This window comes from Mycoplasma sp. CB776 (genome assembly GCF_054343395.1).
In genome coordinates this window covers 53,275-76,018 of the sequence record NZ_JBTGVD010000001.1, presented here as the reverse complement: position 1 = coordinate 76,018, position 22,744 = coordinate 53,275, and the positions used below count along the sequence as shown (strand labels likewise).

Here is a 22,744-nt window from a genome sequence, read left to right as displayed (position 1 = left end):
TTATCACAAATGAAACAGGAAGAGATATCGAATTAGTTTTTTATGATTCTTCAACTGTTTATTTTGAATCTTTTCAAAGAAATGGACTAAGAATTCCGGGTTATTCTAAAGATGGAAAATTCAAAGAAGATCAAGTTGTTATAGGAATGGCAACAGATAGTAATGGTATTCCGATTTTTATAAAAGTTTTTAAAGGAAACACAGCAGATTCAAGCACAATGATTCCTTTTATTGAAGAAATGAAGAAAAATTACAATCTCAAAAAAGTCACTATTATCGCAGATAAAGGAATGTCAATAAACAAAAATCTCCGTTATTTAGAGCAAAAAAACATTGATTTTATAATTTCTTATAGGTTAAAATCATCAAGCAAAGAATTTAAAGAATTTGCACTTGAACAAGAAGGTTATATCGATATAAACAAAAGCTTGAAATACAAAGAATATCACTATAATTCCCATTGAAACGGAAAAAGAGTAAATGAGACAATTAGAAGAAGAATCGTTGCTTTTAGTAAATCAAAAGCAAAAAAAGATTATGAAGATAGACAAATATTAATTAAAAATTTCCAAAAAAGACAAAACAAAATTGGAAGAGTTAGTGCAGAAGAAATTATAGGAATTAAAAAATATAAATTCTTTAAAAGAGTAGGGAAAATGGAATTCGAACTCGATTATGAAAAAATCATAGAAGATGAAAAATTCGATGGACTCTATGTTTATGAAACTTCTAGACTAGATTTAAGTCCAGAGCAAATTATTGAAATATATCACAAACAATGACAAATTGAAGAGAATTTTAGAACACTAAAAAACACACTAAAAGTTAGACCAATTTATGTATGAAAAGATTCTCATATTTTAGGACATTTTATACTTAATTTTTTAGCGTTAGTTGTATTAAAATATTCCATTTTCTTAATAAATAAATTTTATAAAGAAAATGGACTTGTAGATAAAATAACAAATGATAAATTCATTGAAGCATTTAACTCTCAAACAAGTGTTGTAACTGAATTTAAAGGTGAAATAATTAAAGTAGAAACCTTAAATTATAAAACCGACGAAAGCAACGATAATATCAAATATTGATACGACATAAAAAGAGTTTTATCAAAAATGGTATAAAGAAAAAACAAAAACAATAAAATCAACCAAAAAAATGGTTGATTTTGTCTTTTTTGCTATTAACTGGGAAACTCGGGACTATGGGAATAATTTTATCTTTAAATTCTATTATATTAAGAAGTAATGAAAGTCTATTTAAACAAAAATTTAATGATTTAAAATTTGTTCTTTTAGCTTTTGCAATTAGTTTTGTTGTTCTTTTACCAGTTACTTACATACCAGAATTTTCCAAAGTGTTTAATATGAATGTATATGTAAATTCATTTAATAATTGAATATTTGCATTACCATTTATTTTTGGGTTAGTACCAACATTTTTTATTGAATTTATCAAATTAATTAAACTATTTGTAAATAAAAAACTTAAAGTCAATTAAATAAACTTTAAGTTTTTTTCATCATTATTTTAATAACTTTAAATCTCATTTAAAGTTTGAATGAAAATAATTATTTTGTATTTATAGAAAGTATATCATTTACAGTATTTACATCCATAAGTTCTAAGTTGTCTGACTTATCAATTGAGTAAAAATCAACTTTAATTAAATTAGATTCTCTTGGTTGAGAATAAAGCTGAAATTCATTATAAAAAGGAAGAATATAGACCTTTTTATCTTTTTCATTTATATAAACTTGACTTACAGAAAATTGAGTTTTAGGAATATAAATATTTGCAATTAAATCTTTATCATTAAAATATGTTCAATATTCTCTTCTGTATTGCTCAAAATTATTTCTAACATATTCTGAAATAAAAGGATCTAATCAATGAGAATAACTTCTATAGTTTTCTTGAGTTATTTTTATTGATAAATGGTCTGAATCTTGTTGTTTTTGAGAATCGAATAAATCTTCTAAAAGAGATTTTTTAGCAGATGAATCTTCTAATGTTAATTTATCAAAATAAAAATCATTCTTTAAATCTTTTGTATTTATAAATTCTTTATATTTAGATTTAACATCATCATTGTTAAGTAAATCTTCTCTTACAACTTTTTGATTAAATAATTCTGTTGTTTCATCACTATCGTTAGGTTGAAATTTCTTGAAATCTTCATCTGTATTTATTATAGTCCAACTTGTTTTTCCTTTTAATTTATTTCTTGCTAAAAATGAAATTGAATAATTATGATTAGGATCAGAATTTTCATCTAAGTGAAAATTAGGTTTATCTATAATATAAAACTTATTTTCATTATTTTTATAATATAAAGTTCTGTCATCATATAATAAATTTCTTGAAATTTTATTTGTGTGAAAAACATAAAGATAATTTTCTTTAAAGAATTTGTCTTTAGAAGTATTATCGTAATTATCTTTTAAAAATTTATTAAATGCTTCTCTTTCTTCTTCTGTAATCAGATGATTATAACTATCTACTTTGTCAAATCTTCTTGGAAATTTCAGTGAAACTTTTTTTTCATCATAAAGAAATTCTTCTTTTATAAAATCATTTTTAACTTTATAAGTTGAATTCACTACTAAATTTCTGTATTTTTCCTGTAATTTAGATTGTTCTAATTGCTCTTTTTCTTCTTTAGATTCTTGAGCACAAGAAACAGCAATAAAAGAAAATGGCAAAATTAATGAAGAAGATAGGAATAACAATTTTCTTTTTTTAAATTTTTTCATATTATTCTCCTTTATTTGATTGCAATATTATTATATAACTTTATTTGCAAAAACTGAAAAAAATTTAATTTTTTAGAATAGTTTTTATTAAAAATGTGAATTTTTATGAATAATTTAACATTTTAACTTAAACTTCCAACTTTTAAAATAATTATCTACTTTCTTATACTTTCAATAATCTTATAAAGAAAAACTTAGAGAAAATTCTCTAAGCTTATTAAGTTATTTTTTAGTTGCAATAATGTATGCTGTTTTTATTTCTGAATTTAAACTTTCACCTACAGGAGCAAGGAATTTATATTCTACATTATAAATGTCTTCTGGAGGTGTATTTTCATCAGGTTCTAAACCATAAACGGTTTGTGTTTTTTGTTGTGATTTATAAAGGTTTTTTGCTAATTTAGAACTGTTTTCAGTAGTTTCTACTTTAATAGACGAAAGTTTTGGATCATTTTTAAGAATTTCTCCATCTAAACTTTGTAAGATGGAAATTTCTTCAGCATCTTCATCATTTGTTTCTTTTACTGTTGTAGTTGCATCATTAAAATAGAATTTTTCAAAATATTCATAAGTAGATTTAAAAGCAGGTGTATAGTTAACATAGTCAAAGTTTCTTAAATTTGGAAGTGCTTCAAAGTTTAATTTATAACCACGTCCTGACTCTTCCACAAAGTTATCGTCTTTTTGCACATAATTATATCTAACATTTTCAGCTGATTCAAAAATTAACTCATCAACTGAATAATCATCACCTTTATAAAGATTATCATAAAGGTCATCTAATAATTGATTTGCCAAGTTATCATCGATATCTTTTGTAATAATTCAGGCATCTAATAATGTCATATTGTTTTTTGGTCTTATTGCTCTTACTGTAGTTCCATCTTCAACGTTGCTAAAATTGTCATTACCGTTGAGTGCATCTAAAGCATCACCATTATAAATAAAACCTACTTCTTGTTTTACTCCAGAGTCAATTAAAGCTGTTAATAATTCTAAACCTGAACTTTTAACACTGTTAATTTTTGTATCAGATAAAGGATGATTTGTTGATTTTTGAACAATTTCAAGAAATTTATTAATTTGCTCTTGATAGTTTTCTTTATCAACAACTCCTGTATAACCATTATTTTTAAGTTTTGGATCATTTACTAGCTCACTACCTAAAAGTAGATTATCTCTCATTGCTTCAGTTCATTCAAAATATTTGTAACCATTTTGAATTAAAGTTTGAGCAATGGATATAGAATCTTGTTTATCAAAACGAATACCTTTTTCTCTAATTTCTTGTTTTTTAGCATCGTCTCAAGAAGCTACTGCTTCTTTTAATGGTACTTTTTTACCATCTTTATCGTAATCACCAACTGTATAAGTGAAAACTTTATCTTGAATATAATAAGGGATTAAAAATTCTCATAATTGATCTTGAATTCCATCACCATCAATGTCGATAATCCCTTTGCTTTTATCACCTTCAACATAAAGAAATTGATTATAATTATCTAAATGTTCTAAAGTTTCTTTTCTTAAAAGCGATTCTATAACTTTCCTTTTATTATTAATGTTTTCTTGTGCACTTAAATTAGGATTATGTTTTAGTTTATTTGCAAGTGCTTTATTTTTTCTAAATAATCTTTCAAAATCAATTTTTCTAATTAATTGTTTTTGAATCATTCTAACAATTTGGAAATCTGAACCAACTCCACCAATAACCCTATTATCTTCTATAGCTTTAGAAAATTCAGAAACATCACCAAATTCTTTATAATTAAAATGTTTATTTAAACCATCAACTGTGCTTTTAGAAAGATAGTTTTGATAGTTCATAATAATTGGTTTAAAATTAGCAGTTGTTTTAATATAAGTTACTCCAATAACTGTTGGAACTAAAACTAATGAAGAAGCTGCGATTGTTCATTTTGCTTTATTTGATAATGCCATTTTTTACTCCTTTTTTGGAATTTTTAGTTTTATAAACTATATAAACAACATTTCCCACAACGGTAAAAAGTAACATAATTGCACCTAAAGCAAGTGCTCAGGTTTTAAAAGTTCCTTGATATAATTCGACCCCTATTGTGGAAACATTAGATGTAATTCTTGTGATAATAAAATCATCAAAAGAAAGAAAAGCTACAATAATGAACACAAAAGAAATAGCAGGAAGCATATATGTTAAATAAATTTTAAATCAAGTTTTTATTCTTCCGTATCCCAAGTCTAAAGAAGCTTCAAAAAGGTTTTTAGAAAATTTTTCACTTCTTGGATATAAAAGCATAATCCCGTAAGGAAGAGTCATAGTTACATGACTAACAATTGCTCTTATCATTCCTTCTTCAGTAGCTTTTAAAACTCCTAAAACAAGTGAAAGCAAGATTGCTAGTGAAATAGCTGTAATAATATCTGGGTTAATTAAAGGGATGTTAGAACTTGTATTAATATAAGTTTTTACACTTTTATTTTTTTGCTTTCATAAAGCAAAAACGGTAATTAACGAAATAAATATAACAATTATAGCTGTTGCAATAGCTATGATAAATGAGTTTGCAAGTGCAAGTAATTTTTCTTGAGATGCTAAGTCTTCATAACCTTTTCAACTAAATGTATTTCAAGTAGTAGAAATAAGTTCTTTATCAGATGGTTTGTTAAAAGAATAGATTAAACCAAAAAATATTGGTGTATAAAAAAGAATTAAAATTATTCAAATGTAACTTTTTCTTAAAATTTCATACTTTTTAAAAAAATCTAATAATCTAGTCATTTTTAATTCCTTTCAATTTTAATAATACAATTGGAAAGAAATAAATTATTGCATAAATCCCCATCATAACTACAATAGTAATTAAAACTAAAGATGATGATCTTGCAAGATCAAATGGGTTAGATGGATTAGCGTTAATATTGATTAAGTTTCCAATCAGTTGATTTTGACCACCATTTGGTAGTAATTTATCAGAAATAATGATTGAAGTTGCTGCAAGTAGAAATACTAATCCAATACCTGAAAAAATGGCTTTTAATCCGTAAGGTAAAACTATTTTAAAAAGTGTTTGAGTTTTATTGTATCCTAAATCTGCAGAAGCTTCTAAAATATTTTTAGGCATATCTCTAAAAACTGTGTATAAAGGAATAATCATAAATGGAAGATTTAAAAATACTAATCCTAAAATCATAAATCAGATAGTATTTAAATCTGCTTCATCAAACATTGTTACAAAAAGAGCTCTTAAAGAGAATGTTTTTGCTATTGTGAATATAATCAAAGGTGAAACAATAAGAGAAATTGAATAAATTTTAAATACCTTTGATTTTGCTGTTGAAACATAAAAAGCATAAGGTAAAGCAATTATTAAACAAATAATCGCTGTTGCAATACCTACAAATACAGATCTCCCTATAATTACTCATGTTTCTTTTTGTTGAATGAATAAATGATTATTAAAAGTTTCACCATCATCAGTGGAAATAGGTGCTACTGCTTTAATAAAAAGTAAAAGTAATGGCAACAATATGAAAATAATTGAAAATAAAATATAAGGAATTGATAAAGAAAGTCTTGGATTAAATCCTGACTTTATTTTTTTCAAAATATTAGTTATCATTTGCTAAAAAGCCTTTACGATCTTTTTTCATTAAGTGTAATGCTTCTTTAGTTCAATGAACATAAACATTTTCACCAATTTCAAAATTTTCAATTGTTTCAGCTTGAATTATTTTGTTTCCTACTTTTACATTTATAAAGTAGTATGACCCTTTATAAGTGCTTTTTTCCACAACACCAAAATAGTGACTTCTTACTTTTCTTGATAAAACTATGTCTTCTGGTCTAATTAAACCATCTAGTTTTTCATCTTTTGCAAAATCTGTATGGATTGTTTCAACTAAGTGATTTAAAATCATTACTTTTCCTGGTTCCACAAATTGTGCATCAAAGAAGTTAGCATCACCAATAAAGTTTGCTACTCATTTATTTACAGGATAATCATAAATGTTTTTTGGTGAATCATATTGTTCAATTTCACCATCTCTAATTACCGCAATTTTATCTGAAAGTTCTAAAGCTTCATCTTGATCGTGAGTAACGAAAATAAAGGTAATTCCTAATTTTTGTTGAACTGATCTTAATAATTGTTGCATTTTTTGTCTAATTTTTGCATCAAGCGCTGATAATGGTTCGTCTAATAAAAGGATTTCTGGTTCAATAACTAATGAACGAGCTAGTGCTACCCTTTGTTTCATACCACCTGAAAGTTCGCTAATATTTTTATTTTCATTTCCTTCAAGACCAACTATTTTAATAATATCTGAAACTTCTTGTTCCATTTCTTGTTTAGTAATTTTTCTAGTTAAATATCTTTTTTGAAAATGTTCTGTTTTTGTATTAACATAATTTTCTCAATAAGAATATTTAAAATCAGAATCATCCAATCATCTTTGGATTTTTGCTTTTTTAAGTTTAGAAAGTTTAGAATCGTTTAATTCTTCTTTATAAATGGCTTGTTGTTTATCAATTTCAGCCATTTTTTCATTAGCATGTTTTGTTCATTTTTCTTTATTTTCTTCTAATTTTTTAAGTATATTTTCATTTATATTTGTTTTTGGATAACGTTTTAATTTAAGTCCGTATTTAATATTTCCAGAAACTGTCAAGTGAGAAAATAAAGCATAGTCTTGGAAAATAGTAGATACATCTCTTTTATTAGCTGGTAAGTCTTTAATATCTACCCCATCAAATTTAATTTCACCACGAGTGGTTCACTCAAAACCACCAATTAGTCTAAGAATTGTAGTTTTTCCTGAACCTGAAGGTCCAAGTAAAGTAACAAAATCGCCTTTTTCAATTTTTAAATTTACATTATTTAAAACTTTTTTCTCACCAAATTCTTTATCAACATTTTTTAATTCAATGAGAGTCTTTTGTTTTTCTTTTTGAATCATAAATAAATAAACCCTTCTTTAATAATTAAAATTTTTTTATAAAATATCAAAAACCTCATTATCTAAAGGAAAAAATTCCTTCTCTAATGAAGAAAAATGGGATAATTATCAAAAATATTTTGAGAAGTTTCTGTAGGTAAAAACTTTAAATCAGAATAAACTAAACTGATAAATTTATAAAGTTTTATTCTCAAATTTCCTAAGTTTAAAAATTTCATATTGCAATTATACCAAAATTCAAAAAATGCATTAAAAATTAAGAAAAAAACAATCCTTAAAAGGATTGATAATTTATACTAATTTAAATATTAATGATCCTTCAGCAATTATTGAACCTTTAGCTTGAAGTAAATATGAACCTAAAGAATCTTTTATTAAGTTTTCATCCATATAAGTTGGATGAGGATCGTTATTATTAGCTTTATTATATTTAATTAATTTTTTGTTTAAAGCAACTACTCTAATGATGTAAAGATTTTGAGATCCATCACCATCTTTTTTAGGTAATAATATTTTTTGAGCATCTCTATTTGCATTTTCATTATGAACATTAAAATTAAGTTCAAAAGTTGAGTTTAAAATGTTTTTTGAAGTTTCTTGATCGTTGTAGTACTCTTCACCAACAGAAACAAACATTTTATCAGCAACTGCAGGATTTTCAATATTGATTTTGCCACCTAAAATTTTAATTTTATTTCTATATTCTGCTTCATTTTCGTTTTTTACTGGACTATAATTTTCAATTCAGTACATATATGACTGTGCTTCTTCTATTTTATTTCAACTTAATCCAAAAGTTTTTAATTGGCTTAAATTATTTGAAGTGCTTGTGGAAAAATAACCAGTATTTAATATATTATTTTGGATTGCGTTTGATTTTATTTCAAGTTTTTTAACTTCATTTGAAGCATATAAATTTCCATTTGATTTTACAGAAGGATGTTGTTCATATGCAAATGTTAAAACGCCTTCAGCAATAGTTTTGTCTTTAATAGCATCATAGAAATCACCTAAATAATATTTATCGTGATTTGATTTTACATTTAATTTTGCTTCACTTAGAGCATATACTCTAACTTCGTAAATATGTTCTGTTGGAGGAAGAGGACCAAAATACAAACTTGAATTATGATCATTCATTTGGTCATTTGAATTTATCATTTGTTTTATTTCGCTGTTATTTTGTTGTTTTAGAGAGTAATCTGCTTCTAAAGAAGTTACTGTTTCAGGAATATCAAAAACTCCTCAATGGGTGAAAATTCTGCCCATTACTTCTGTTGCAGTTTTATCAACTAATACTACTGCATATGATTTAGCATTTTCTACTTTATTTCAACTTAAAGGAAGACTTTTTCCAAATGAAGTTGTAGAATGAGAATTCATATCCTGTTTTGCAGCATATTCTTCATTTAAAAAACCATTTACAACCCCAGAACTAGTAACAGTAATTTTTGATTTTTCACTAAGTGGTTGCTCTGGTGTGTTAGTTTGACCTGTTGCAGGTTTTCCATCAGAAGGATTTGTCGGTTCAACAGTTATATTTTCTTCTTTGTTTGTTTGATTACAAGAAACAAAGAAACCAAAAGAAGAAGCTAATGCTAAACCTCAAAAGTATAATAATGATTTTTTATTCTTTTTCATTTTTCCCCTATTATTTGTTTTATCTCTAAATTATATTATTTATTTTTTAAAAGAAAAATAAAAACATCAGTTTATAAAATAAAATATAAAATAAACTGATGTTAGAATTTTAGCATTTTAATTATTTCTAATATTTTTATTTGATTAAATGTCTATTTAAAATTTTACTACTTATAACTAAAAGTGGTAAAGAAATAAAGAATACAATGTATGATAATAAATTTAAACCAAAAGATAATAAAAAGTAAAAAATAGGAATATTTTTTATTGGTTTTAAATACTCTTTAAAATAAATATAACCGCTTATAGAATGTGAAATTAAAATAAAAATAGTTATTATATAACTAATAAAAATTAAGTTTAAATTTTTAAATTTCTTAAAAATTCCTATTGTCGTAATTAAAATTAAAGGTAAAAAATAATCTAAAAAATAAACCCCTATTCTATCTTGAATTTTTTCTACATAAAAAATTCCTGAAATAAAAAAACCACTAAAAGTTGGGGAAATGATTATTAAATAAATCAATACAGGAATAACTGTTGATATAAAACCAATAGAAATTGAACTTATTAAAATAATAATTTCGTGTATTTTTGCAATGTTTCCTAATCCGTTTGGTAAATCTGGAATAATTTTTTCAATAAATTTAGAAATAATAATTAATGCTAAAACAAAAGCAGAAAAAATAATTTCTTTTGTTCTAGTCATTTGTCCTTTCTGATGCAAGAAATAGCAACTCCTTACGCCGGCATTAACCGAATCAAGTTAAAAGGGTATAATCTCAGCTTAAAAGCACCCCTGTGCATCGTTTAAATTATACAATTTTTTGTAAAAAACAGGAATTTAAAGGAAAAATAGTAAAAAATCTTTGCTATATCAACTTTTTTTTTTTTTTTGTAAATGCCTTTTATAATTTAGTTATGAAAGAAGTTACATTTTATATTGATTTAAACGAAAATACACCATATTTTCAACAAAAAATTACAAATAAATCTAAAAAGGTAGAAAAGGATAAAAAAGTAATAGATAATTTAATATATATACTAGAAGAATATTTAAAACCTGAAATTTTTGAAAAATTTTTTTTAAAAAATCTGGAAGAAGAATCTGAATTTATACCTGGTTTTTTATATAAAGAAAGAAGAATAAAAAAAGACTTTTATATTTTTAAAGAAATTTTAGAAAAAAGTTCTAGTTATGAAATAATAAACAACGATCTTGGTTATAAAGGTTTAAATAATAATAATGAAATTTATACACAATCCTTGAATTTTATTTTTGATTTTTCTACAGAAGAAATTGAAAAATATTTTAAATATCCAAATTTAAATAAAATTTTAATTACTACTCACTTCTCATCAAAAGAAAATTATTTTAAAATTTTAAGGCTTGATTTTTTAGATATTCCTGAAAATGAAAATAGTTTTCAAAAAGAAACAAATGCAGAAATTAAAATAATTTTTGAAAAACCAATTAACAATTCACCTTATTTATCAAATTATAGAAATAATGAATTTTTATTTCTATTAGGAGAAACTTTGATTGAACAAAAAAATCAATTATTTTTAGGCACTAGAAATAATAAATTAATAAATTTTTTAAAAATAGAAAAGTTTTTAAATTTTTTCATTGAAAAATCTGATGATAAAGACAAAGAATTTACTTCTATTCTATTGGAAGAAAATAAAGATTTTTTTCTTTATATAGAAGATAAAAATAACAATTTAGAAAAGGAGATTCGAAACAATAAAGAAATTTTAATTAGAGATATAAATGATACTGATGAAAAAATAAAATTATCTTTTAATTCAAATTCTTTTATATCTATAAAAGAAAAATGAATTGAACAACTAGTATTAAAATCAGAACAAAAAAAGAGTAAATTAATTTCTTTAGAAGAAAGATTAAAAGAAAAAAATGAACAAATAAGTAATTTTGATCAAGAAAAAAGAAATTTACAAAAACTATTATTTGATAAAAAACTAGAAATGGAAATCGAATTTGATTATAAAATAAAAAATGAATTATCAAATGAAAATGACATTCAAAGCAAAATTTCAAACCTAGAAAAAGAACAAACTCAAAAAAGAGAAGAAATTAAAAAACAATTTAAAACTTTAGAAAAAAAATATAGTAGTAGTCAAAATTTTGAAATACAAACAATTGAAGAACAAATAAAACAGCTAAAAGAAAAAAAATCTTATTCTTATCAAATTAGAAAAAATCTAGAACTTCAAAAAAGTATATTATCAAATGAATTAGACCAAATAGAAAAAGATATTTCTTCACAAATAAGTTTAATTGAGTTGTCAGAAAAAGAAAGAACACAACTTTTTAGTGAACAAGAAAAAATAAAAAATGAAATCAATTTATATTCAAAAAATAAGAATTTTTTAGAAAAAGAAGACTTGAAATTTTATAAATTAAAACTTAATATAAAAAATGATGAGCAAAATTCATTACAAAGACTTAAAGATTTTGTTAATGATGAAGTTAAAAATGAAAAAGATTTTATAAATAAAAGTATAGAAACTAATTTTCTACATTCTGAAATTACATCTGCTTTTTTTGATTTTGGACTCCTCTTTAAATACAAAAGATATTACAACTCTCTTAGAAATTTAAAAAGAGGTATTGTTAAAAATCCATATATTCCAATGGCTATTTATAATCCTGAATTTATAAAATCAAAAAATGATTGAGAAACATATCAAATAAAAACCAAAATTTCATTAAATAGCAAACAACAAGAAACTATCAAAAAAGCAATGTTTTCGCCTGCTATTTCTTATTTGCAAGGACCACCAGGGACCGGGAAAACACAGACAATTTGTGCTTTAATTGATGAAATAATAACGGAAGAAAAGGGAAATATTCTTATAAGTTCTTCCACTCACGAAGCTATAGAAAATGTTTTTGATAGATTATTTGAATTGAAAAAAAATAATCCAAACTTTCTTTTTTTGAAGAAAATAACAAAAAATAGAAAAAATAATATTTTTTCAGAAGAGAGATTTTTTGAAAATTGATTTTCCGCCTTAAGATCAAATTTCAAAGGAAAAATTTTAGATGATTATAATAAATTGGAATTTTTTGATAACAAGGAATTAAAAAATTTTTTAGAAAATATAGAGAAAGAAGGAAAAATTAATTATTTTGATATTTATTTAGCAGCTTTTTATGCTAAAGAAAATAATTTTAGTGAAACTTCTTTAAATTTAATAAAACGGGATTCTAAAATGAATTTTCCAGAACAAACAAAATACAATGGTGAAATTGACACAGAATTTCTGAAAGTATATTTAAAAAAATTTTTAAGTGAAATAAATATGCAAAATGAATTTTTTGACAACTTCACAAACTTAATTATTAGTCATTTTAAAGAACAAGATGTATTTATGTCTTGTGCAACATTAAAAAATAAAATAAATAAACTTAAAGATAATGATACTGAAATTAATGATAGATTTAAAAAAATGAATGATTTCTTTTCTTCTAAAAATAAAGATGAAACAACAAGTTTCTATTCTAAATATAATAATAAATTTTATGATAGATGTTTGAAAAACAATAAAATTAATGTAATTGGTTTAACTACAACAGCTGAAAAAGTTCTTTATGACTCAAATAAAAATAATGAGTTTTGATTATTTAACGATTATGAAATTTATTATCAAATAATTGATGAAGTTTCAAAATGTTCTACCCTTGAAATTGTAAATAATATAGGGATTTCTAATAAGGTTTTATTAGCTGGTGATTATAAACAATTACCACCTGTAATTGATATAGATGAAGGAAATATTTTAGAAGAAAAAGAATTTGATGAAAACATAGAATACACAGAAAAAGATCTTTGAGAAATAACAAAAGAGTTTATGGAAAACGATGAAATAAAAGGAATAAGAAATGATATTTCATTTTATGTTCAATTTCAAAATGAAATTAAATTTCCTTTTTTTAAAGAACACTGTAAAAGATTGTTAAACTATCAAAATAAAAATTCTAGTTATTTTACTTTTTTAAATGAACAACATAGATTTACAGAAGACATTAATTCGATTGTTAATTTATTTTATTTAAATCAAGAAAAATTAATAACTGTTAAAAAAGAAAATACAACAGAATTAATAAATGCCATAATTCCTTATACATATGATTCATGAAGAATTCGTGATAACCAAATATTTTTTCTAGACACTACTTATATATCAAAAGATTTTTATAATTTTATTTTAGAGAAAAACGAAAATACAAATATTCCTTTTAACATTAACCAACAATCTTTTGATCAAAAAAGTTTACTTTTCTCTATTAATAAACAAGTTGAGTTAAACTCAGCATTTAATGAATATAATGCATATGAAATTGCAATGTTTGTTAAAAATCTTTTTGAAACTAACAAAAATAAAATTAATGAAGATGATTTAGGTATTATCTCAATGACACGAACACAAGCAGAAATTATTAAAGTATATTTTAATCTTGTTCTTAAAAATACAAATATTGATTTTAATAAAATAAAAGTTGATACAGTCGATAATTTTCAAGGAAGAGAAAAAAATATAATTATTATCGACTTTGTAAGGGCTAAAGGTAAATTATTCAAAACAAGCAATAATCAATCTGTAATTGAGCAATCACATAAGAGAAATTATATTTTTTACAAAAATCCAGAAAGAATTAATGTAGCTATTTCAAGAGCAAGAGAATGTCTAATTTTAGTAGGTGATTTAAATGAATATGCGGAAAATATTCGTATAAAAATAGATAATGAAGAAGATGAAAAATATATTTTTAAAATTATAAAATATTTAATTTCTAACAAAAAAGGAATAATTGAATTATGAAGAAAATAGAAACAATATTTTTAATACCTTATTTGAAAATGGATATCTCTTTAAAAATATTAAATTATGAACAAGCAGATGAATTAGAAAGTTATTTAATTTTTGCATTAATAAATAAAGATTATTTTATAAAAAAATTTCCAGAACAAATTGATGAATTTACATCTATAAAAGATTTTTATTGTTTTGTTTTTGGTTTAAAAAACAATAATTTTATCTTAATTGAAGAATATATTAAAAAAATGATGATGAATAGGATTATTTATAATTCAAAAACAACAGAAAAATATCAAAAAATGGATGATATTGAATTAGAAGATTCTTTAGATTGGATTTTAAGATTTTCTTTTATAGACAATAAAATAATAGAAAATTTTAATAAAGAACAATTTACAATATTAAACGAAGTGCAAAGTATAGAAAAAAAATATTTTCTTTTTTCTTTGAGCAAAAAATTTGATGATATTTTAGAAAATATAAAAAATCACAAATATAAAGATGAAGAAATAAAAATTGAAGAAAAAGAAGAAATCACTAAAAGTTTAATTGACAAAAACTTTGCTTCAACTATTTTTGAAAAAAATAATATCAATTCAATAGAAAAAGAAATTGAAAATTACATTATTCCAGAATTAAACAAAAAATCACAAAGAATAAAAGATTTAATAATTAATCAAGAAGATTTTAAAATAGTTAATAAAATAGAAAAAGTTTTATTTAGCGAAAATATGGATGTAGAAAGAAAAATTATTAATATTTTTCCTCAAGACACCTATAACTATGAACTTTGATTAAAAATTTTCCAGACATACAAGGAAAATTATCTTAAAAAAGAATTAAAAAACTTATTGAATTACAAATTCGTTAAAAAAGTGGATGAAAATGAAGAAATAGAAAATGAATCAAAAAATCCTGAATATAAATTTGAAAAATATTTTTTGAATAGTGAAAATACTGTATTTAATTATTCAAAAGAAGAAGTTCAAAAGGAATTATCTCAACCAAAACTTTCTATTCCTAACTATGAAGATTTAAAAATATTTAATAATAAATTATATGAAATGAAAAAAATTAATTATAAATTAAAAATTGAAGATTTTAGTGAAGAATTTCAAATTCAAGTTATAGAAAGAAAAAGACTAAACGAAGAATTTTTTTTAAGAGAAAATGAAATCTTCTTTGAACAATTAAAAAAGAAAACATCATATAGTCAATTTATTGAAGAATTTAAAAAATTGTTTAATCCACCTAATAAAAATAAGAATAAAAATAAAAAAAATAAAAAAGGAAAAAAATAATGAGTCACTCAGCAACTATAACATTTACAATTTGTACACAGAAAGAAAAAGAAGAATTAAATCAATATAAAAACTTTTTAAATGATTTTAATAATTTACTAAGTCAAGATATTTATAAAAATACTTTAAATAATATTTTATCTCAAATAGATGAAACTATTACAATTTTAAATAATATTTCAGGGACAAAAACTGGAACTATTTATACACAGCAAGATTATTTATTTCAAAAAAATAATATAATGAAAAAAATTCAAAATCTTGATTATTCTACTAAATATTTAAATATTTATTTAAATGATATAAAAATAAAGAGAGAAAATGAAAAAGAAGATATTCAAAATTTATTTGATTCATACGGAATAATAGCAGTTAATGCATATGAAGAACTAAAAAATAAAAATATCGAAATTTCTTTCGAACAATTAAATTCTAAAATTTTAGAGATTAGATATGAAAAAGTTCATAAAGAGAAAACAAAAGAATTCAATAAAAATATTCTTCAAATATTTAAAGAAAGCAAATTTCCAAAAGAAATAATTGATTCTCTTTTTGACAGATTAACTGAAATTTCAACATTGCAAGAGCAATCAGATTTTCTTGCTCTAATTAAAAATATTTCATCCGATTTTTTCCAATTAGATGAAAAAATAAAAGCTTATTTAGAAGCATTTAAAATAGAAGGATATAATTATGTTTCACAAAAATTTATTATTAAAAAAGACTCTTCTAAAAATTTAAATGATTCTTTTTATAAACAAATTAATTTAAAAAATAAAAACAACAATCCAGTTAGTTTAGTATTTGATTTAAATGGGAATTTAACTTATGATATTGGAGATTATGAAAAACATGTATGTCACGAGACTGCACAAAATGTTCAAAAAAACGTAGAGAAAAAAGGTTATATTTACAATGATATTAAAATTACGAGAAATGCATCTAATGCTAAAGCAATGACTATAGAAATAAAAAAAGAAAAGGAAAATATAAAATAAAATGATTAATTCTCTAAAACAATTAAAAATAAAGTTTGAACAAAAAAACATTTTATCCATTTCAGGAAATGTTTATGATTACTATACATATGAAAATAAAAAAAATAAAGGAAAAATAGAAAGTTTTTCTCTTGAGAGTTTTTTGTTAGAACTTGCAAAAACCAATCATTATGAAAAGATTTATAAATTTTCCCCTTCTAAAGGAAGCATAGATTTATTAGAGTATGAAAAGGAAATAAAAAATTTAAGTACAAATGAAGAAGATGAAGAAAATAATGAACAAACAAAAGAATTTAATTCAATCAAAAGAGTCAGTTTAGACATCTTTATAAAAGATGCTATAGATCAAATTAACGCAAATAAGCAACAAAATCTTCAAGATTGAAAAAAACACGGCAAAGCTGAAATAAAACAAAAAAGTTTATTTATTATTGACTTTAGCGATTCTTTTTTCAATACTACCAATTCTTCATCAATATTAATCAATTTAATTGAATTAATATCAGCAATTTTGGAAACAGAAAGTTGAAATAATTTAAATAACACTTCTAATATTAAAATGCAAAATAAATTAATTTTTATTTCAAGAGATTCCAATTTACTAATAAATGATTTAGTAAATAAAAATATCGAATATGCAAATATTAATATAAAAACTCCAAACATGAAAGAAAGAAGTTTTATCTTAAAACATTATGCTAATGAGTTTAAAGTAAAAAATAAAAATGAATTACTTGATGAAAATGATCCAAAACATATAGAAGCAATTGCATTAACAAATGGTCTTTCTTGTATTGAAATACTTCAAATAGCAAGAGCTAATTTTTCTGATATATTAGGCGATGATTTCAGTGATGGAAAAATTCAGTTAACGTTTAAAGAAAGATTTAATTTGTTATTCAAAAACAAAAAGGATTCTGAATGACAAAAAATTAATAAAGATAAAATTCTTAATTTTGAAAAAGAAGCGTCTAAAAAAGTTATTGGACAAGAATATGCAATAAACAAAGTAAAACAAACTTTAATTAATTCATTTTTAGGTTTTAACGGTGTTTTACATAATCAAGATTTGATTAAACCAAAAGGTGTGTTATTTTTTGCTGGTCCTACAGGAACAGGTAAAACAGAACTTGCTAAAACTATTGCGCATTTTATATTTGGAGATGAAAGCAAAATGTTAAGATTTGATATGTCTGAATATACACAAGAACATTCAGATCAAAGATTGATAGGTGCTCCTCCAGGTTTTGTAGGATATGATTCAGGTGGAGAGTTAACTAATAAAGTAAAAGACAATCCTTTTTCTATTTTACTTTTCGATGAAGTTGAAAAAGCTCATCCAAGAATTTTAGATAAATTCTTACAAATTTTAGAAGATGGACGTCTCACTTCTTCTAAAGGTGAATTAATAGATTTTTCCGAAACATTAATAATTTTTACTTCCAATATAGGAGCAAGTGAAATTAAAGAAGATGAAATAAAAACAAATGGAGAAATTAAAAATAGAATTATATTTAAAAAAGCAGTTAGAAAATTCTTTAAAGAAAATCTAGGAAGACCTGAATTATTTAATAGAATCGGCGAAAAAAATATAGTTCCTTTTAACTTTATTAATGATCCAAAAATATATAAATTAATTGCTGAATCTAAATTAAGCAAATTTAAAGAAATTTTAAGAAAACAACAAAATATTAAATTAGATGATTTTGAAAATTGATTAGATGATTACTGTGAAGAAATTTTAATTCCTAAAATTAAACCTGAATTAGGTGGTAGGGGAGTTTTAAACCTACTTGAAGAAACATTTTTAGACAATCTTTCTGAATTTCTTTTTTCAAATCATAATAATAAAACAAATCATACTAAATTATTAAAAATTAAAATTGAAAAAAATGAAGATAAAAATTCTTATTTTATTAAATTTCAGTTTTAAAAATTGAAATAAAAATTCCACTTTGATGGAATTTTTTTCTGTTTAACTTAATCTAACTATTATCTTAATTAGTTCTTCTTTACTTAAAGAATCAACACCTGAAATTTGCAATTTTTCTGCTATTTTTACCAATTGTGCTTTATCTAATTTGGATAATTTTTGTTTTAATTCTTCTTTTTTTGGATCTTGTTCTTCTTTTGTAACTTCAACAGTTTGTCCTTCTTTATTTAAAGGTTCTTTTATATTTTCATTAGAATAAATATTTTGTTTTTGAAAATCTTTTAAAATTGCATTTAAATCAAAATTTTGTGTAAATTTTTGAAATTGTTCATATTGATAAGCTAAAACAAAAGATCTTTGAATTGATCTTAAAAGTTTTCATGGATATCACATAATCAATGAAAATACTGCTAATATTGTAAATAAAATTATTGGTGTTATAAAAATAAAACTTTTAGTATTTGCTGCATTTCTTATTATTGGTTCTCTTATCAATAAACTTACAAATCAAATTAAAATTCAAATTAAATAAAAAGATAAAAGGTTTAATCCACCAAGAAAAGAAAAGTTTTTATTCTTGTTTATTTTTATAAATGAATTGAAAAATAAAAAAGTAACTATAGAAATTAAAAAAGTAGAAGTTACTGAAAAAATTAAAATTGTTTGTAGAAAGCTAGCGAAAGTTGTATTTTCTTCTTGTGAATAATTGCTATAAAAAATAGCTGTCACTACAAATAAAGCAGATGAAAGAATAATCATCAAGATTAATATACTACTAAAAAATCATAAGCTATTTTTATATTTATCTTTTTCATCTCATAGTTCTTGAAGTGTTTTTTCTGGTTTTAAAATCATTTAGTCTCCTTTTGTGAATATTATACCATTTTATTTAAAATTTGGCAATCATTATCTTTAATTGCTAATTTCAAATTCTTTTGGCAGTGGTGCATTAAAAATCATTTTTTTGCCATTAGGATGGGTAAATTCTATTTCATAAGCATGTAATCTTTGGTTAAATTCATCAACTTTCTTTCCATATAGTGGGTCTCCATATACTGGGTTTTTAATATATGCCATATGTACTCTAATTTGGTGAGTTCTTCCTGTTTCTAGTTCACATCTTATTAAAGAAAAGTTTTTTTGATTATAAGTAAAAAGTTTTTCTAAAAACACATGTGTAATTGCTTCTTTCGAATTTTGTTTAATTACAGTCATTTTTTGGCGATGAAGTGGGTCTCTACCAATTGGTAAATTTATGTGCATTATTTCATTGGAAATAAAACCTTCAACAATAGCTTTATATTTCCTTTTGATTAAGTGATTTTTTAACTGTTCTGCTAAAAAGGAATGACTTTTGTTATTTTTAGCAACAATCAATAAACCTGATGTGTCTTTATCTATTCTGTGTAAAATTCCTGGTCGCATTTGTCCATTAATATTTGATAAATTATTATTAAAATAATATAATAGTCCATTTACTAAAGTTCCTTTTAAATTCCCAGGAGCAGGATGAACAACCATACCCGTTGGTTTATTAATAACAATTAAATCATCGTCTTCATAAATAATATTTAAGTCCATTTTTTCTGGTTCAACATTAATTTCTTTTACAGGAATTTCCTTTATATAAATTTTTTGATTTTCAAAAACGATAAAATTAGGTTTTAAAACTAATATTTCATCATTTATATAAACGTTTTTGCCTAAAATTAATTCTTTTGCATCATTTCTAGAAATATCAGAATTATCACTAATATATTTATCGATTCTTTCTTTATATTTAACTTCTAATACTAATTCTTCCATATTTTAATATTTTACCTTTGCATCTATATCATCTAAATCTGTTACTATATTTTTGGTTTGATCTAATCATTTTCTTAAAACTGTTTTTTGATTATTTCTTTTTATAGAAATTGTATCTATAATTCCTGTTCCAAAGGATAATCCTTTTTCATTTTCATCTCCAAAATATCCACCTCAAAAAATACCTACAACTTGCCCAAATTGATTTAATACAAGAGAACCACTCATTCCATGACCACTATATATACCAGGTAAATGGATATTTTCTTTAAGAGAAGTATATTGTTTATTATCAATTTCTTGAATTCTGTAACTATCATTATCATATTTTAAATATGGTGATTGACTAACTTCTACATATTCATCACCACCTAAATAACCGGCGAATGTTAATTCCATTGGTAAAGGTAATAAGTTATTTTCACTATTAACTGATTTAGGAAAGTCAATTCTGTCTGTTATTAAAAAATTTAATTTGTGTTCATCATAATATTTAGCTTGATCTGGTTTAAATTGTTCTACATAAGTAGGTTTATTGAATATATTTCTTACAATCTTATCTTCTGGGAAAGTTACTTTTATAAGGGCAAAATCTGTATATTTGCCTTTTTCTGGAGAATTTTCTCCTAATGGAATAACTTCTAAATGTTTTCAAAATTCTTCAGCTTCTTTTGTTATATAAGGTGATTTGTTAATGTTGTAAGCATAAGGTTCATTTATTTTACGATCAAATCTTCTAAATACTTGCGAATATGACACTCCACTAGGAGTAATAGGGGTATTTATATGAGGTAAACTTCTATATTTTGAATTATAACTATAAGCAAATGAAGAAACTTTATCTTTATATTTTAATAAATCAGAAACCACATGTATATTAGTAGCTAAATAATATGTATTTGTATTTTTTTCTTTATCAAAAATTCAAGCTGTCCCACTTATAACTCTTGAAGTTTTAGCATTGTCATTAACAATATAATGAATGGATAATGTTCTAGATTTTAAATCATCTAAAATTTCTTCTTTGCTTTTAATTTGTCCATTTTCTGGAAAATCAACAGCAATATTATTTTTGTCAGAAGGATTTCCTTCAAAAGGAATATATAGTCTATTTTCATCGCCATTTCAATTTTTAATGACAAAATTTAAACTTTTATTAAAAATTTCAAATTTTGAAGAAGTTGAATAAAAGAATTTAGCATAATCTACTCCAAAAGGAGAAAATCTGTTTTTAAATTCATTGCTTTCAAAAAAATTCTGAATTTTGTCACCTATGGTTTCATATCTTAAGGTTTTATCACTAGAATTTAAACTACTTACTACTAAATCTTGTTTAGTTTCTATATTGTATGATTTATTTATATAATTTTTATTAATTTTTGTAAATTCAAAAATTTTGGAACTTATTGTATTAAAATTAAATACTTTAAAATTAAATACTTTTTGGATTTTTGAATTTTTTTCAGTTATCAGGATATCTATATTACCATCTTGATCATCGAGTGTTTGAGTTAATATTTTAAAATCAAATTCGTTAAAATTTACATTGTTATTCAAATTAAAAATTTGGTTAAAATTAGAAATTTTTGCAGCAGAAATTACAGATGGAAAAATATCATTAGCATTTTTATTTAATTTAAAATAATCAGTTACATTTTCATTAAATAAAATCGTTTTTTTATTCAATATTTCTTGTTCATCTTTAAAAGAAACATTATTAATAGTTATAACTTTTCCGTAGGAATAATCAGGAAATGAAGAGTGAGTAAGAGTGAAAATTATGCTAATTTTCTTTGTAATAGGATTATAAGTGTTATTGAGAACCTCTATTTTTGCTTTATAATTTTCATTTTCTTTTAAAATTATTTCTTTAGTTTTTGTTGATGAGTTTGTTTGAATATTAAATTTGGCATCATCTAAAGTAAAATAATCTAAAAAGTTTTCAGATGTAAGGGAATTATGATTTATTGAAGATAACTCTTGTAATCTTGTTAAAGATAAATTTTGTAAAGCATTATTAATTCTTGTTTTAAATCTGATGTCTCCTACTTTTGTAGATTTAAAACCAGAAACTATAAATTCTTTTTCTCCTGCGATAGTTTCTGTTCTTTTATACTTGCTTGTCATTTTAACTTTAATTGTTCCATTAAAGTCATCTGCACTATTTGGTACTTCTTCTAAATCAATATCAAATTTTTCTAAAATATCTGTGGTTTCTATATTCGGTTTTATTCTATAACTTAAATAACTTCTTAAATATGAAATATTATCTGGTTTTGAAATTTCACTTGGTAATATTTCATCTAAACCACTTTTTGCTTCAATGGCTATAAAATTATCAACACCATTATTTTGAATTTTAGTGTTGTTTCCATCGTTGTTGTTTATGAAGTCATCATAACTATTTTTTATAATGAAATAGGAACCAACAACTATTGAAATAACCGGGATTGCTATTATAGAAGATATTCCCAACCAAAAAAGTCCTTTTTTATTTTTCTTTTTATTTTTTTCCATTTT

At 23.0% G+C, this 22,744-nt stretch carries 16 protein-coding genes and 1 riboswitch; of the genes, 6 read left to right on the top strand and 10 right to left on the bottom strand.

Annotated elements, in window-relative coordinates:
* Both ACXX86_RS00340 and ACXX86_RS00335 read left to right on the top strand, forming a co-directional pair.
* Positions 1-1,127: IS1634 family transposase (locus tag ACXX86_RS00340; RefSeq protein ID WP_458560926.1), on the top strand; the 1,127-nt coding region annotated here is incomplete at its 5' end.
* 80 nt (positions 1,128-1,207) lie between these two features.
* Entirely contained in the window at positions 1,208-1,504 is a 297-nt protein-coding gene (locus ACXX86_RS00335) for a cation transporting ATPase C-terminal domain-containing protein (protein ID WP_458560925.1), read from the top strand.
* 70 nt (positions 1,505-1,574) lie between these two features.
* Here the strand turns inward: ACXX86_RS00335 and ACXX86_RS00330 are convergent, their stop codons facing one another.
* From ACXX86_RS00330 to ACXX86_RS00300, 7 genes are all read right to left on the bottom strand, one after another.
* Entirely contained in the window at positions 1,575-2,759 is a 1,185-nt protein-coding gene (locus ACXX86_RS00330; protein ID WP_458560924.1) for a hypothetical protein, read from the bottom strand.
* A gap of 222 nt (positions 2,760-2,981) precedes the next feature.
* Positions 2,982-4,700: a hypothetical protein gene (locus ACXX86_RS00325; RefSeq protein WP_458557477.1), complete on the bottom strand. Its 1,719-nt coding sequence runs from the start codon at positions 4,698-4,700 to the stop codon at positions 2,982-2,984.
* The gene (locus ACXX86_RS00320) at positions 4,684-5,520 is read right to left on the bottom strand and encodes an ABC transporter permease (RefSeq protein ID WP_436359082.1); all 837 of its coding nucleotides are present in this window, start codon (positions 5,518-5,520) and stop codon (positions 4,684-4,686) included. Before ACXX86_RS00320 ends, ACXX86_RS00325 begins: the two co-directional genes overlap by 17 nt.
* Positions 5,513-6,346, bottom strand: a complete 834-nt coding sequence (locus ACXX86_RS00315; RefSeq protein WP_458559620.1) for an ABC transporter permease — start codon at positions 6,344-6,346, stop codon at positions 5,513-5,515. Before ACXX86_RS00315 ends, ACXX86_RS00320 begins: the two co-directional genes overlap by 8 nt.
* 4 nt (positions 6,347-6,350) lie before the next feature.
* On the bottom strand, positions 6,351-7,697 hold the full coding sequence (locus ACXX86_RS00310) for an ABC transporter ATP-binding protein (protein WP_458557475.1): 1,347 nt from the start codon (positions 7,695-7,697) through the stop codon (positions 6,351-6,353).
* Between the two features lie 291 nt (positions 7,698-7,988).
* The gene (locus ACXX86_RS00305; RefSeq protein ID WP_458560923.1) at positions 7,989-9,338 is read right to left on the bottom strand and encodes a YbhB/YbcL family Raf kinase inhibitor-like protein; all 1,350 of its coding nucleotides are present in this window, start codon (positions 9,336-9,338) and stop codon (positions 7,989-7,991) included.
* A gap of 136 nt (positions 9,339-9,474) precedes the next feature.
* On the bottom strand, positions 9,475-10,047 hold the full coding sequence (locus ACXX86_RS00300) for a hypothetical protein (RefSeq protein ID WP_458560922.1): 573 nt from the start codon (positions 10,045-10,047) through the stop codon (positions 9,475-9,477).
* A gap of 11 nt (positions 10,048-10,058) precedes the next feature.
* Positions 10,059-10,149, bottom strand: a riboswitch (TPP riboswitch).
* Positions 10,150-10,259: 110 nt separating this feature from the next.
* Between ACXX86_RS00300 and ACXX86_RS00295 the strand changes: the two genes are divergently transcribed.
* From ACXX86_RS00295 to ACXX86_RS00280, 4 genes are read left to right on the top strand one after another with little or no spacing between them, the layout of a single operon-like run.
* Positions 10,260-14,198, top strand: coding sequence for an AAA domain-containing protein (locus ACXX86_RS00295; RefSeq protein WP_458560921.1), 3,939 nt, complete (start codon positions 10,260-10,262; stop codon positions 14,196-14,198).
* Entirely contained in the window at positions 14,186-15,487 is a 1,302-nt protein-coding gene (locus ACXX86_RS00290; protein ID WP_458560920.1) for a hypothetical protein, read from the top strand. The genes ACXX86_RS00295 and ACXX86_RS00290 overlap by 13 nt, the downstream gene beginning before the upstream one ends.
* Positions 15,487-16,485, top strand: coding sequence for a hypothetical protein (locus ACXX86_RS00285; RefSeq protein WP_458560919.1), 999 nt, complete (start codon positions 15,487-15,489; stop codon positions 16,483-16,485). The genes ACXX86_RS00290 and ACXX86_RS00285 overlap by 1 nt, the downstream gene beginning before the upstream one ends.
* 1 nt (position 16,486) lies before the next feature.
* Positions 16,487-18,418, top strand: coding sequence for an AAA family ATPase (locus tag ACXX86_RS00280; RefSeq protein WP_458560918.1), 1,932 nt, complete (start codon positions 16,487-16,489; stop codon positions 18,416-18,418).
* A 42-nt stretch (positions 18,419-18,460) separates the two neighbouring features.
* Here the strand turns inward: ACXX86_RS00280 and ACXX86_RS00275 are convergent, their stop codons facing one another.
* From ACXX86_RS00275 to ACXX86_RS00265, 3 genes are read right to left on the bottom strand one after another with little or no spacing between them, the layout of a single operon-like run.
* The gene (locus tag ACXX86_RS00275; RefSeq protein WP_458560917.1) at positions 18,461-19,273 is read right to left on the bottom strand and encodes a hypothetical protein; all 813 of its coding nucleotides are present in this window, start codon (positions 19,271-19,273) and stop codon (positions 18,461-18,463) included.
* A gap of 57 nt (positions 19,274-19,330) precedes the next feature.
* A complete protein-coding gene (locus ACXX86_RS00270) occupies positions 19,331-20,224 on the bottom strand; it encodes an RluA family pseudouridine synthase (protein WP_436359075.1) in 894 nt (297 codons plus the stop codon).
* Positions 20,225-20,227: 3 nt separating this feature from the next.
* Positions 20,228-22,741: a DUF31 family putative serine protease gene (locus ACXX86_RS00265; RefSeq protein WP_436359074.1), complete on the bottom strand. Its 2,514-nt coding sequence runs from the start codon at positions 22,739-22,741 to the stop codon at positions 20,228-20,230.
* Between the last annotated feature and the right edge of the window lie 3 nt (positions 22,742-22,744).